Source organism: Chryseobacterium rhizosphaerae, from assembly GCF_003385455.1.
Classification (GTDB): domain Bacteria; phylum Bacteroidota; class Bacteroidia; order Flavobacteriales; family Weeksellaceae; genus Chryseobacterium; species Chryseobacterium rhizosphaerae.
In genome coordinates this window covers 83,282-96,581 of record NZ_QNUF01000011.1, presented here as the reverse complement: position 1 = coordinate 96,581, position 13,300 = coordinate 83,282, and the positions used below count along the sequence as shown (strand labels likewise).

General features: G+C 35.6%; 13 protein-coding genes and 1 riboswitch. Of the genes, 3 read left to right on the top strand and 10 right to left on the bottom strand.

Annotated elements, in window-relative coordinates; all coding sequences use genetic code 11:
* Positions 1-2 precede the first annotated feature (2 nt).
* A complete protein-coding gene (locus tag DRF57_RS11595; protein WP_047487286.1) occupies positions 3-203 on the top strand; it encodes a hypothetical protein in 201 nt (66 codons plus the stop codon).
* A gap of 74 nt (positions 204-277) precedes the next feature.
* Here the strand turns inward: DRF57_RS11595 and DRF57_RS11590 are convergent, their stop codons facing one another.
* The 5 genes from DRF57_RS11590 to DRF57_RS11570 form a co-directional block, all read right to left on the bottom strand.
* Complete coding sequence (locus tag DRF57_RS11590) at positions 278-1,252, bottom strand: chorismate-binding protein (protein ID WP_115918618.1); 975 nt, start codon at positions 1,250-1,252, stop codon at positions 278-280.
* 234 nt (positions 1,253-1,486) lie between these two features.
* Positions 1,487-1,915, bottom strand: coding sequence for a PaaI family thioesterase (locus DRF57_RS11585; protein WP_115918616.1), 429 nt, complete (start codon positions 1,913-1,915; stop codon positions 1,487-1,489).
* Between the two features lie 44 nt (positions 1,916-1,959).
* A complete protein-coding gene (locus DRF57_RS11580; protein WP_084086271.1) occupies positions 1,960-2,538 on the bottom strand; it encodes a 1-acyl-sn-glycerol-3-phosphate acyltransferase in 579 nt (192 codons plus the stop codon).
* A gap of 313 nt (positions 2,539-2,851) precedes the next feature.
* Complete coding sequence (locus DRF57_RS11575; RefSeq protein WP_084086270.1) at positions 2,852-4,573, bottom strand: PspC domain-containing protein; 1,722 nt, start codon at positions 4,571-4,573, stop codon at positions 2,852-2,854.
* A 10-nt stretch (positions 4,574-4,583) separates the two neighbouring features.
* The gene (locus DRF57_RS11570) at positions 4,584-4,913 is read right to left on the bottom strand and encodes a PadR family transcriptional regulator (RefSeq protein ID WP_047487297.1); all 330 of its coding nucleotides are present in this window, start codon (positions 4,911-4,913) and stop codon (positions 4,584-4,586) included.
* 432 nt (positions 4,914-5,345) lie between these two features.
* Here DRF57_RS11570 and DRF57_RS11565 point away from each other — a divergent pair, with 432 nt between their 5' ends.
* Positions 5,346-6,038, top strand: a complete 693-nt coding sequence (locus DRF57_RS11565; RefSeq protein ID WP_115918614.1) for an XAC2610-related protein — start codon at positions 5,346-5,348, stop codon at positions 6,036-6,038.
* Between the two features lie 8 nt (positions 6,039-6,046).
* Positions 6,047-6,637, top strand: coding sequence for an HD domain-containing protein (locus tag DRF57_RS11560; RefSeq protein ID WP_115918612.1), 591 nt, complete (start codon positions 6,047-6,049; stop codon positions 6,635-6,637).
* 145 nt (positions 6,638-6,782) lie between these two features.
* Here the strand turns inward: DRF57_RS11560 and DRF57_RS11555 are convergent, their stop codons facing one another.
* The 5 genes from DRF57_RS11555 to DRF57_RS11535 form a co-directional block, all read right to left on the bottom strand.
* The gene (locus tag DRF57_RS11555) at positions 6,783-8,171 is read right to left on the bottom strand and encodes a hypothetical protein (protein WP_123863314.1); all 1,389 of its coding nucleotides are present in this window, start codon (positions 8,169-8,171) and stop codon (positions 6,783-6,785) included.
* A 539-nt stretch (positions 8,172-8,710) separates the two neighbouring features.
* The gene (locus tag DRF57_RS11550; RefSeq protein ID WP_047487307.1) at positions 8,711-9,094 is read right to left on the bottom strand and encodes an acyl-CoA thioesterase; all 384 of its coding nucleotides are present in this window, start codon (positions 9,092-9,094) and stop codon (positions 8,711-8,713) included.
* A gap of 114 nt (positions 9,095-9,208) precedes the next feature.
* Positions 9,209-9,390, bottom strand: a riboswitch (cobalamin riboswitch).
* Between the two features lie 34 nt (positions 9,391-9,424).
* Positions 9,425-10,222 carry a hypothetical protein gene (locus DRF57_RS11545; protein ID WP_228450403.1) on the bottom strand — a complete coding sequence of 266 codons (798 nt, stop codon included), beginning with the start codon at positions 10,220-10,222 and terminating at the stop codon, positions 9,425-9,427.
* 413 nt (positions 10,223-10,635) lie between these two features.
* Complete coding sequence (locus DRF57_RS11540) at positions 10,636-11,160, bottom strand: hypothetical protein (protein ID WP_228450402.1); 525 nt, start codon at positions 11,158-11,160, stop codon at positions 10,636-10,638.
* 86 nt (positions 11,161-11,246) lie between these two features.
* Positions 11,247-12,581, bottom strand: a complete 1,335-nt coding sequence (locus DRF57_RS11535) for a hypothetical protein (protein WP_115918606.1) — start codon at positions 12,579-12,581, stop codon at positions 11,247-11,249.
* Positions 12,582-13,300 lie beyond the last annotated feature (719 nt).

Below are 13,300 nucleotides of genomic sequence, written 5' to 3'. Positions count from 1 at the left end.
TTATGAAGAAGTTTTATAAAGTATTTTTAGTACTATTTATTGTATTCATTGCCATTAATCTTTATGCTATAGATTGGCAGTCAGATGTTTTATCAGAAGAGAGTGATAACCTGAAGTTTGTATTTTCTGCAGCAGCAGCTTTTATTGGTCTTATTTTGCTTTTCGTTATGGATACGTGGAGCAGAATCGGAGTAAAGAAATAACCAGATATTTATATTTTAAAATAAATAAAACCTCTTTCAGACTGAAGGAGGTTTTTTATTTCTATTGAGGTTCTTTATGCCTTGTAAGAAGTGACCAGATTTTTAAGAATTGCTTCAGACTTCATTTCTGTTTCAACCCATTCTTTTTCAGGGTTGCTCTGAGCCGTAATTCCGCCGCCGACAAATACATGTACAGAGTCTTGATAAAGCCTTGCACATCGCAGATTTACAAAAAACTGTATGCTTTCTTCAGTTTCAATTTTAATGTAACCGGCATAAAATTCACGGGGGAACTTTTCATACTTCTGAATATTTTCAATACAAAAATCTTTAGGAATGCCACATACTGCCGGAGTAGGGTGAAGATCCTGGATAAGAGCATCAAGGTCCTCAGGCTTTATATGCGTTCGGAAATCTGTACGGAGGTGTTTGATGTTGCCGGAAATATGATCGTAAGTTTCTGACTGCTGTACATGGCTGGAATAGTTGGTAAGGATATCCTGAATATAGTTGGTAACAGGTTTCTGTTCTTCAATCTCCTTTTCGGACCATTCTTCAGAAACAGGTAGCGTGCCTGCCAGTGCCATGGTTTCAAATTCATGGGTTTCCTTATTGAATTTCCCCAGTACTTCAGAAAAAGCACCCATCCAGGCGTTATCCCTATCATTAAACAAATACCTGAAAGCATTCGGATAAGAGATGCATAGGTTTTTAAAGCTTTCTTTAAGGTCTATTTCATCAAAGCTCCTGAATATCTTTCTTCTCGAATAAACCAGTTTAGGAAGCTGGTTGTCTTTAATCACTCCAATTACCTTCTGAAGGCTATGCATGTACTCTTCTTTCGTTTCTTCTTCAAAATGGGTTTGATCCTGTAACAGGGGACTGCTTATGAGACCGGTTGGGATATATTGTTCTTCAGCAGAAGTAATTCGACCTTCAAAACTCACCTGTTTCAGTTTGTCAAAAGAATAAAAATTTACGGAATTTATATTCTGATTATGATCTGTGGAATATAATTGTTCGTCAAAAGGAAATTTGAAATAAATCATTAGCTGTGGATGGATTTTGAAAATCATCGCCCGGAAATAAGATAGGAAATTCCCACGTTGATTTTCCTTTCTGCAAAGGTATTATTAGTCTTAAAAATGTCAAAATTAAAAGAGTAGTTTTTTTAGGAAATATTCTTCATTTGATACCCGTGGTGCTCTAAAAAAATGCAGCAAGTATATAAAAAAAGACTCAATTTTTTTGAGTCTTCTGTTTTTTAGTGATATCTCTTTAGTCTATCTCAGAATAATATTATTCGTCATCGTAGTATGGTTGATGAGTACTTCTTTTTCATCTCTGATCTCAATCTCTGAAACATGCATGGTTTTTCCCTTTCTGATAAAGCGGGCGGTAGCAGTGACAACCCCATCTTTCTTACTTCTCAGATGATTGGAATTGATATTGGTCCCCACACCATAATATTTATCTCCGTCTATAAAAATATTAGACAGGCTTGACCCTAAGGTTTCAGCCAATACACAGCTTGCCCCTCCATGCATGATTCCAAAAGGCTGATGGGTCCTTGGAAGTACAGGCATTGTGGCAGTAAGGGATTCATTTTCGACATCAATGTCGATGAATTTTATTTCCAGTGTTTTTGCCAGGGTTTCGTTTCCCCAGTTATTTAAAAACGCTAATATTTCTTCTTTATTCTGACCTTTCATTGTATGTTGATAAATGATGATTGATAATTTACGGTTGATGATACTTATTCTCCCATGATATTAGGATTCCAGTTGGCAGGGATTTTAGGACCAATATCATTTTTAATGTAATAATCCTGAATTTCCTGCATAATCTCTGAAAAAGGAGCTGATGCAAGCCTTTCATAAGGAATAGTATAGCCCAGGTAAACAATATTTCTTTTGAAATCTCCGGCTGCCAGTACAATAGGAACTTTTGCCGCCAAAGCCATATGATAAAAACCTTTTCTCCATTTAGGAACCCAGCTTCTTGTTCCTTCCGGGGTAATAACCAGACTGAAATCTTCTTTTGCAAATTGATTGGCTACAAAATTGACCAGATCATTTTTTTGAGTTCTGTCTATACCGATACCCCCAAGGCCTCTTACTAGGCTTCCGTACCATGCTTTGGTGTGAGCATCTTTAATAATGATCTTTAATGGTTTTCCTAAAGACCAGTAGGCAAGATTTCCTAAAATGTATTCCATATTATGGGTATGCGGTGCTACCACAAGGATACACCTGTTCAGGCTGTTTACATCGCCCTGCAGAACGACCTTCCAACCTAATAATTTTAGCATTAATTTGCCTATCAGTTTTTTCATAAATTCTTGGATTAAAACAAAAAAGTATAACCAAACTTTGGTTATACTTTACAAATATATTGAAATATTATCGCTCTTAAAACAAACCGTTGATTAAATCTACGATTTTCATAACAAATTCTAGGGCAAATTGTATCATGATAGGTGTGTGTTTTTTGTTGGTTGGTTATTATATTTTAATAGTACGAAAGTAAAGCTTTTTTTTCACATAGGAAACTAAATAATATGATTTTTTTTCTTTTCTGAGATAAGAAGAGTGTGAATTTCAAACGGTTGCTATCCACTCACACCTTCTCGCACTCTCTGAAGTTAATTATTTAGTTTGTATGGAAATTTCGTTTTTTCCGTCTTTGATCTTAATGTCTACATCTTTGTTCAGTTTTTTGATGTCGGACGTTACAGAATCAATTACTTTTTCAACATGATAGTTTGGTACTTTTTTACCATTAATGATCACGCTGTCTTTATCATTAGGATCATAGCTTATTGTAGAACCGTTTACTGTAATTTTGTTTTTTTCGATTCTTATACCATGTTGGTTCTCATCTCTGTCCTGATCATCATCATTGATACCGTCTCCATCCAGATCCCCATCGAAGCTGATACGATCTTTTTTTAGTGGAATAACAATCGCTTTTTGAGGAACTACCAGTTCATAGTTTACTCTGTAATCTCTGAATCTGTGCTCATATGGATACTTTACATAGTTTGGAAGGATTACTTTGTTATTAACAACCTCTACCGGTACTGTTAACTGAATAGGGAAGTTATAGCCGTTTCCTTCTTTTTTAATAATCAGATAAGGAGTTTTGATATCCGGTTTTCTTGTTACATCTACAGAAATATAATCCTCTTCATAAACGAATCTTTTATCAGAATAAATATCATCATCATAAGCTTTGAAGTTTTGTGGAATACTTACCTGTTTTACATCTACATAAACGGTGTCAGAATTGGTATTGATAGCCACATTCTCTGTATCCTCTTTGCTTCCTCTGTAGATCAGGTTTTTCTTTGCCATACTTAATCCAAAGTAAGTTCCTAATCCGATCAATAGAAGAAATAATCCACCTATTACCCATCCGATATTTCTCAGCTTAGTTTTTGGAGAGAATATTTTAATACTTAATAAGCTAAAAAGAATAGCCGGGATTAAGCTTCCGATAACCATTATAGCTGCTAATACCTTATCAAGACCATTATCATCCATATAGAATCTGATTTGATTGGCACCAGGGAAATCTGTATCCATTCCAAAAAGTCCAAAGACTACAAATACTCCAATGATACTTCCCACAGCCATCAGCACAAAGATTCCACCTACGATGTACTTCAGTATATTCCAGGCTCCGCTTCCTGCGTTGTTGATATAAGGCTTGTTCTCGTTATATATTTCTCCGACCCTCTGAGTAGATTCATTAGCAAACTGTACTAATTTATTAGACTCATTTTTAAGATTGTCGAAGTTCATAGGCTTTCCCTGCATTTTCAGGAAATCTGCTGCTGTTTCAGCTTTTGGAAGAACGATCCAAAGGATTACATATAAAAGTCCGATCAATGAAGAAGAAATAGCCGCGGTAAAGATTCCTAAGACGAAAATTCCTAACCAGATGGCTCTCATAGCCGTAATATCCATTCCTACATACTGGGCTAACCCAGCACAAACTCCTGCAACCTTTTGTTTCTCAGGATCACGGAACAATTGTTTTTTATCCGTAAAGTTGGAACCGGAGTAGTTATTTTTATTTGTTGATTTTTCAGAAAAATAAGCCTCTTCCTGTTCTTCGATTTTTTCCGGGGTTCCGATCTGTGCGATTACTTTTTCTACATCAGTATCATTAATCACTTCACGTTTTCCCAGAGAATCTCTGAAGATCTCTACCATTCTTATTTCTATGTCGTGCATTACCTCATCTACTTCCGAAGCATCCAGTGAGCTTCTAAGAGCGTTCAGGTAATCGCTGAGCTTTATATATGCGTGTTCTTCTATCGTAAAAGAAAAACCTGCGAGTCCTATTGAGAGTGTCTTGTTCATAGCTTTGTTTTTAATGTTGTTGAGTGATTTGGCTTACTGACGCTGTCAGCTCATTCCAGGTATTTTGTAATTCATTCAGGAAAAGTTTTCCTTTTTCAGTAATCTGATAATATTTTCTGGGTGGACCTCCTGTAGATTCTTCCCATCTGTAAGAGAGAAACTCTCCATTTTTAAGCCTTGTCAGAAGTGGGTAGAGGGTTCCTTCCACAACATCCAGTTTTCCTTTTTTCAGTTCATCTATCAGATCGGAAACATACATTTCGCGATGATTGATGAGACTTAGAATACAGAATTCCAGAATTCCTTTTCGCATTTGCGCTTTGGTATTTTCGGTATTCATCTTTGATAAGTTTTTGTTAATTAGTTATATGTTAGAATATTGCTCCTAGCTAGATGAGCTTATTCCGATTTTACATTACAAAGATATGTAATTAAAATGGTAATATGCAATACAAAGTAGTGTAATTTTTAAAATAAAATAGTTAATATACTGTAAATCAATGTTATAAATTTTAATTTAAAATTGATCAAAAATGGAATAAGGTAAAAATAGTGCTGAAAATTTTAAATAAATGCAGATAAACTGAAAAAATGAGAATGGATAAAAGGGATATTTCTTTAGAATTTCTTAAAAAAAGAGTGATAGTATATACTCGGTTTTGAATCAAATTCATTGTTGTTGTATGGCAAAGATATTTTGAAGTCGAGGTTATGATTCGTATTTTTGTTGTAAGATTTTATAAAAAAACACCTAAATCCATTTGCTATTACTATGAAAATTTTGAATTATTACAGAAGTGTATCTGCATGTATTCTGTTGGGCCCTTTATGTTTTGGACAATATCAGTTTGAAGTAAAAAATGCATCAAAGAATTATGATGTCATCATCAATAGTGAAAATTGCTTTGATGAGCAATGTAAAGACAAAGGAACAATAGAATTATATGACAACAAGAACACTAAAGTTCAGACTTTAACTTCCGAAGATCTTGTATTTTATGTAAAGGAGGGTCAAAAATTGGTACCTGGAAAAATGATCCAGCTTACCAATGAAGAAAGCCCTTTTATTATTGATGACTTTAATTTTGACGGAACAGAAGATATCGCTGTCAGAAATGGAAATAAAGGAAATTACAGCAGTGCATCCTATGATGTCTATGTATTCAATAGTACGAGAATGGCTTTTGTAAAAAGTGAGGAACTTACGGAAATCGGTTCCAGTTATTTTGGATTATTTGGGGTAGATGCTAAGCGCAAACGTCTTGTAGCCTCAGGAAAATCCGGATGTTGCATGATTTTTACTACGGAATATAGAGTAATTCCTAATAAGGGATTAGAAAAGGTATTGGAGAGGGAAGAGGATATGACCAATGAAGACCGTGTAAAAGTGATGACCAAAGAAAAAATAAATAATAAATGGGTGACCAAAAACAAGGTGTATCCGGCAAATCAATATAATAGATAAGTAACATAATGAAGATTCAGAAAGAGATTGATTTTATCCTGGCAGTAGATGCTTTGAAAAATGTACAGAGAAGAAATTATAATGCAGATGATTCGAGAAGAGAGAATACTGCAGAACATTCATGGCAGATCGTTATTCTTGCACAGATTTTATATCCTTATGCAAAAAACCGTGCTGACATTGATTTGCTGAGAGTTATCAGAATGCTTTCTATCCATGATCTGGTTGAAATTGAGGCAGGAGATACTTTCCTTTTTGATGAAAAAGCAATGGTCGGAAAGTTTGAAAGAGAAAAAGTTTCTGCCCAAAAGATTTTTGGAATCTTAGACGAGCCATTACGTTCGGAGTTTTTCAATTTATGGATAGAATTTGAAGAGGAAAAAACACCGGATGCTATTTTCGCCTGTGCTATCGACAGGATTATTCCTTTTATCCTGAATTCATATACCTCAGGAAAAAGCTGGACAGAAGCCGGAGTTACGGAAAAGCAGATTAGAAATATGCTTGAAAATGCCATCTGCAGAGCTTCTGATGAGATGGGGGAGGCTTTTGAACTGTTATTGACCAGAAATCTGGAAACCGGAAAAGTCTTGAAATAATTTTCCATATTAGTTTCTAAAGAATAAACTATAAAAATGTGATTGGTGAAAATAAAAAATAGAGAATAGCCAGCTATTTTGCTGGCTATTTATTTGATAATTTAATTTTTAGATGATTTGAAAGGGTCTTCCTTAGAGCTATATTTTAATTAATAAATGAGGAATTAATACTCATTGACATTACCCCACATCTCATGTAGGCTCCGGAAGCACTTCCATTATTGTATGTTCTTCTCATTCTGATATCAACTGTATGATTTCCGGCTGAAAGAAATTTTACCGTGCTCAAACTAAACTGTGCCTGAAGTCCTCCTGGTCCTGGTTCCTGTGTTGTTATAAAGACGTTAGTTTCTGCACCATCTACAAAAAGTTTCGCAGTATAATATGCAGCTCCGGAGCCCGGAGGAGCATTAAAGTAGTCAATTCCCAACATAAAATTGGTGAAGATAGCCTTCCCTCCGTCCGGAATTGTCATTGTTTGAGAAGTACCGGGCACGGTAGTCCAGCTTGTATCGTATACGTCAAAGTATTGAGTAACAGGCCCTCCCTGGCTGTTGGTGGAAGCATCTAAAGCTGCAGTAACATTTGAAACTGTAGCCAGGGTAATAACATTTCCACTGCTGTCTACTCCAATAGCCTGGCCAGTTCCTACAGGGGTGGAAGAATTTAATCTAGAAAATTTTAACCCGGAAATATTGTTTGTGTTTGAATTGATTTCAAGAGCTGCTGATGGAACTACTGTTCCAATCCCTACATTTCCTTTGGTTGTTATACTCATAAGTTTGCGTAAACTGTTACTGGCACCATCGCTAACACTTTCAAAGTTAAGAATTCCATCATTATTGCCATTAGAGGTGAAATTCATTTTAAATACTTTGTTAGTAGCCGTATTGCTTAGATTTTCAAAATAGAAACCAGGTCCGGAAGCATCACTGCCAGCCCCGGTTGCTGTAATTGTTTGTCCTTTAACATAACTTATTGTTATACCACTGGTTTGGCCAGGTTCTGAAATATGCAAATAGTTTTTAGGAGTTATTGTTCCTATACCAACCCTGTGATTGGATGCATCTACAGAGAATGTATTCCCGTCTACAGAAAAAGCATTATTTGCCGTTCCTGTAAAGGCTAGAGTATTAGCCCCCTGGGTTACCGTTCTGTTTCCGGTAAGCGTACCATCAGCATTATAAATATTGACGGAAGCTGGAGCAGGAGGATTAAGTTTGGCCCAAAGAGTTCCATCATAATAATAATACCCTGCAGCATCTATATTGGCTGCCGTACCGGTTTGTGATCCGGTTGTAATACTGTTTACATAAATAAGGGTAGAAACCGGAACTGCAGTCATACTTTGAGCCCTCTGTCTGTCTACACGGGGAATTAAAAGGCCGTCAACATTAGTTGTACTACCTGTTGCATTTTTTGCAGTAATATCTAGGGTAGATGTAGGAATTGGAGTATTAATCCCCACCTGAGCATTTGCTTTCATGGAAAATATCGACAAGATAATTCCAATGGATAGAATTGATTTTTTCATTTGTTTGTATTTTATAATCACTTTAAAGTTAATGTAAATAAATTGTAATTATTATGATTAATTATTAAAGGATTATTAAAAATAACATATTATTTATAATTTATTACCGTTAGTATTGTTTGTGGTTTTTATTAAAATAATGATGAAATTCTAGTGTATTTTTTTTATATCCAATGCATTGTTAATTATTGAATTCTACTGCGATTAATTTTGTTGTGTATAAACTTGTGGAACTAAAAAAGCTAAAAATAATTCATTATGTCTGACCTGAGGTTGGTATAATAGAACTAAAAGAAGATGTCTGGAAGGCGGGAAATGAGGGCTGGAAGTAGTGTTGATATATAGCTTTTTGATTATATTGTAAAATTTGATGACAGCTTTAATTCCTGAAATTTAGGACAGTTTTTTTTAAATTTGATAGGGAAAAATGCTTTATTTTACACTCAGATCATTGATAAATAAAAGGCATTGCTCAAAATTTGAGCAATGCCTTTTATACAAATATTTCGGGCGGCCAAAGGCCGCCCGAAACTTTATAATTATAGGATTTGGATTGGCTTTTTGAATTCGTCAATGGCAACAAAAGTAAAATCGCCAATGATTGCTTTCTCTCTTTCGTAGGAATACATCTGTTCTGTGTAGATCTCTACATTGACCTTCATACTGGTTTTTCCAACATAGGCAACCTTTCCGATCAGCTCAACGATAGTTCCGGCAGGAATCGGTTTTTTAAAGTCAATTTTATCACTGCTTACAGTGACCACTCTTTTTCTTGCAAATCGGGTAGCAGTAATGAAAGCTACTTCATCCATCAGCTGCATAGCCGTACCTCCAAAAAGGGTATCATAATGATTTGTTGTGTTAGGGAAAACCGCTTTAAATATTCTGGTTTCGGATGCTTCAATTCTTTCTTCTGTAGTCATATTTCATTATTAATTAAAGCGAAATGAAATATTATCAAACAACAGAATAATACCAGGAATCTAAGAAATTCCTGAAAAAATCCATCAGATCAATAAACTTCATATCGCGAAAGTTTTTTGTTTAAGAAAAAGGCAGGTCTCCTGACTCGTAACATCTTTTATCCCCTTCCCATGCCTCGCACAGTGGATCTTTAATAAAAGACTTCAGTTACTTACAGTTGCGCGACAGTTCGTGATTTTCACACGATTCCCTTTTTAATCTGCGGTTAAGCAGAACCTATTTCTATGATGAATAAGCGTTAAACTTTTTCGGGGGCAAAAATAATGAATTTATTCCGGATTATGATAAATAATCTGACTGATCACTCTTCCTTTTTTTATAGTCCAAAGACTTGTATATCTGTATTCTCCTGAACCATTGATCATATAAAGAAAGATATTGTCGTTGTCTAAAGAGGTTACCGCTACATTATTGAAATCCATGGTAGGCTGAAACATGTTTTTGATGGCTTCCCGTACAAAAACAGAACCTCTGCCGGGTTGCTGAACCCTGATTGATTTAATTTCGGTCATGCCTTCAGGAAGATCATTACCGATTCCCCATGGCTTTACCTTGTCAATACTAAGGAGTTTACCGTCAGCGTCTTTCTCCTTTTTACGGTATCCGGCATTGGATGGGTAAATATCAATAACGACTTTACTTCTTTGTGTCGTTGGGATTTTAGGATCAGAATTATCAGTGAAAATCAGTGATTTCCCATTCTTGGATTTCGAAGGGGTATACTGAGGAAGCTGATCAATATAGGCGATACGCTCTTTATTTACCATTCCTTCTTTTTCAAGAGTTTCATACCTTACAAAAGGCTTTTCCTCATCCTGTTTTTCAGGATATTTGATCCATATCCACTCCGTTTCTCCCGGTGCCGGCTTTACATAAACAAAAACATCCCCTTTACGCATACGGATCTTATCTACAATCTTCCTGTAATTATCCTTATGTACACGTACATTGGCATATCCTTCTTCAGCTTTTACCACTCCAAAAGGAACTTTATTCTGCCCCTTAACGAATGCTAAAGAGAAAATACTAAATGCAGATAGATAGAATGCTTTGCCTACTGAAATCATTATAATAAATTTTTGATCCCCAAATATATAAATTAAATGCTTTTTTAATTGGTAAAATAAAAATGTATTTACTGATATTTTTAAAAAAACTGATAAACTCTTTGTAAGGAATCTGATGTTTGTTATTTTCCAACAGTCACTCCGGAGATTTTCGCTGAAAATCAGATTATTGTGGATGTAGAAGAGGTGTGATTTATTTTTAATTGGCCATATCTTTATTTTAGAAAAACCCTATACTTCAAAAGAGAAATATAGGGTCAAACACTAAAAATCACTTCTTCTGTAGAATCAGTTTTTTTATTCGGAGGTCATAAATCAAATAAACTTCAACTGTTAGATAATGTTCAAGGGCAAATTATGAAAAAAAATAAATTATGAAAATACATATCAACAGTTGAAGAAAATATCATTCATTATGGTTTCCAAAATGTCCATACTGTACCATTATAAACGGCCAGTTGTTTTTTTACAGTATCATATACCAGCATTCCGGCACTGGGATTAATGATATTCAGATGCGGGCTGGCTACTTTGGGTAAAATCATTGCTTTATTTGAATCTGCAAGAACCAGTATTCCTTTTGTAGTATCTGTTCCGCCTGCTGTGGTACTGATGCATATTTTAGCTCCGGGCTGTTCTGTCCTGTCTGGCCCCTGAATGCTTACATCTGCGGTTCCTGTAGCATCTACACTCAGGTCAAACCAGCTGTTGGCATCCTTAAGATACTTGACCTTATGGTCGTTGGTATCATAGAGAAGGGTTCCATTCTCTGTAATGTTACTTTTATCAGTGACATATGGAAGTATAAGTCCCTTATTTTCCGTATCTCCAAACTGCAAGGAAACTGACCCATTACCTACGTTTTCCCTGCTTATCCCTATTTGAGCCTGTAGCAGGCTTACAATCAATATTCCACTTAAGTTTACTATTTTATTCATTCTATGTTTTTATGTTGTTATCATCAAGTTGAGAGTCAGGAATATTTTTCGGTTTTCCCTGATTCTGTTACTTTTTAAAATTATAATTAATCCGGGCAGGTTTGTGTTGTCATACAGTACCAGCCTAGCGTAGTTCCTCCATCTTTAGAGGTATACATCTTTAAACATTTATTGGTAGTATCATATACCAACATTCCTTCAACAAAGTCGGCTGCTGCTATTCCTACCGGATTGCCGGAGCTGTCAAAAGCCATCCTGTTCGGTACGAAGCCCTTCGTTTTAGCTTCAAGTACCAGCCATCCTCCTTTGCGGACTGCTGGCCAGTTGTCTGTCACCTGGCCTGAGGTTCTTGTCAGGGAGCTGATCCCCATTTTTGTAACCAAAGCAGGGTTTCCGGCGGTAGCTACCGCTCCCGGTTTATAACAGGTTGTGATGCAGTTTTGTGTCACGACACTCACGATAGGAGAAGTTGTACTTCCTGTGGAGTTAGTAGCAACGGCATAATAATAAAGAGTTCCTACAGGTGAATTGTTAGGGGGTGTATACGATGCGGATGTTGCCCCAGGAATAGAAGTTGCTCCGGTTTGAGAATTGACGGTATTTACCCACCACTGGTAGCTTGTTGCTCCGGTAGTACTCACTGTAATAGCTTGGGCAGGTGTATTATAGCATCTGGTTTGTGTAGAGGGAGTAATTCCTGATATAGTAGGAGCAACAGCAGGAGTTATACTACCACTGCAGAGGTTCACAAATGAGCCATTAGTAGCCCAATAGATCGGTGGAAGAAGAGGCTCAGGACTGGGAGTTCCTCTTCCTGAAAAAGTTAATTGGGTAAAGGGAGTTGTGCTGCTAATTCTTATTCTTGCTTTTGAACCAATTGCATTAGGAGTATTAGGTGCTGTGGAAGTGATTGTAGTTCCTGTAATAACTGCTGTTCCAGAATTACATTCGGATATAAGGGATACTGTTCCCACATTAGTAGACACTATATGTGATTCTCCGCTATGAATTGCCCAGATATTAAAAACCACATTATTCACTGGCTTATCAAAATTAAATGTATAAGAATAATTTGGATTGGCAGGTGTAAAGGTTTGGTTATTATATACACTGCCCCCAAAATGCAATAAATTTCCATTAGGGGCCAAAGACTGATCACAATAATATTGGCCAGCAATACTTTGAGGCGGTTGGCTGTATATAGCCCCACTACGTGCTGCCTGAGATACCGTAACTCCATTGAAAGTCTGAGGACCGTTACTAGGGTTTACGATATCAGAACATTGCCCATAAAGCCCCTGGGATAAGAATATACTGAGTAGCATCAAAGGCAGCAGTATGGAATTTTTATGCAATCTTTTAAGGATGATATAAAAGTATTCTGTATCATTCTTAATTGGCTTAACATACTTTTTTTTCATTTTGTTTGTATTTTTATAGTAGTTGTGTTAATTAGCAAATGGTCTTATCTATACACCGTGTTAATGATAAAGGCATAGGTAGATAATATATTATGATTCTCTTTCTCATTACTTTACATGAAAATTATTAGAGAAGATGAGCTAACTTTACCAGTTGTTCATTTGTGTGTTTAAAGGGAATCCACAGCCGTAGTTTTTAAAAAGAGAAAAAAGCAGAACAATATGAGTATCTGCTCCCACTGTCTCTGAAAATCAAAAATGTACTTAGAATTGTAGAATTTTTGTTAGTGCCGTATTGATTATACTGTTATTGTATCCCTGAGTGAGGTTACATTTGTCCCTATGCAAAGATGGCTCCGGCTTAGAGGATAAAATAGTGTTTTTCATCTTGGTTTGTGTTTTAAAAGAATGAATAATAATTTTCGCTACCAAAACAAAGCAAAAAAAGAGCAAAATACTAAAAATGTCGTACTACATAAATACTACGCAATAATACAGGATGTGAAAACATCTAAAAAATAAAAGAATGAAAACGGTAAAATACTGAAAATACTACACTACATAAATACTACATAATGGAATTAAATATATAAAATAATTAAAACAAAGGAAATAATGATATTGACTAAAAAGTTAGGCCATAAACGAAATAATAAACAGAATTTGGTATTTATTTGGATTTAGATTAATCAAAAAATGATAAAGCCCCATGAGAAAAA

Coding starts and splice junctions, on each gene's coding strand:
- DRF57_RS11595 (WP_047487286.1), top strand. CDS start 3: ATGAAGAAGTTTTATAAAGTATTTTTAGTACTATTTATTGTATTCATT.
- DRF57_RS11590 (WP_115918618.1), bottom strand. CDS start 1,252: ATGATTTATTTCAAATTTCCTTTTGACGAACAATTATATTCCACAGAT.
- DRF57_RS11585 (WP_115918616.1), bottom strand. CDS start 1,915: ATGAAAGGTCAGAATAAAGAAGAAATATTAGCGTTTTTAAATAACTGG.
- DRF57_RS11580 (WP_084086271.1), bottom strand. CDS start 2,538: ATGAAAAAACTGATAGGCAAATTAATGCTAAAATTATTAGGTTGGAAG.
- DRF57_RS11575 (WP_084086270.1), bottom strand. CDS start 4,573: ATGAACAAGACACTCTCAATAGGACTCGCAGGTTTTTCTTTTACGATA.
- DRF57_RS11570 (WP_047487297.1), bottom strand. CDS start 4,913: ATGAATACCGAAAATACCAAAGCGCAAATGCGAAAAGGAATTCTGGAA.
- DRF57_RS11565 (WP_115918614.1), top strand. CDS start 5,346: ATGAAAATTTTGAATTATTACAGAAGTGTATCTGCATGTATTCTGTTG.
- DRF57_RS11560 (WP_115918612.1), top strand. CDS start 6,047: ATGAAGATTCAGAAAGAGATTGATTTTATCCTGGCAGTAGATGCTTTG.
- DRF57_RS11555 (WP_123863314.1), bottom strand. CDS start 8,171: ATGAAAAAATCAATTCTATCCATTGGAATTATCTTGTCGATATTTTCC.
- DRF57_RS11550 (WP_047487307.1), bottom strand. CDS start 9,094: ATGACTACAGAAGAAAGAATTGAAGCATCCGAAACCAGAATATTTAAA.
- DRF57_RS11545 (WP_228450403.1), bottom strand. CDS start 10,222: ATGATTTCAGTAGGCAAAGCATTCTATCTATCTGCATTTAGTATTTTC.
- DRF57_RS11540 (WP_228450402.1), bottom strand. CDS start 11,160: ATGAATAAAATAGTAAACTTAAGTGGAATATTGATTGTAAGCCTGCTA.
- DRF57_RS11535 (WP_115918606.1), bottom strand. CDS start 12,581: ATGAAAAAAAAGTATGTTAAGCCAATTAAGAATGATACAGAATACTTT.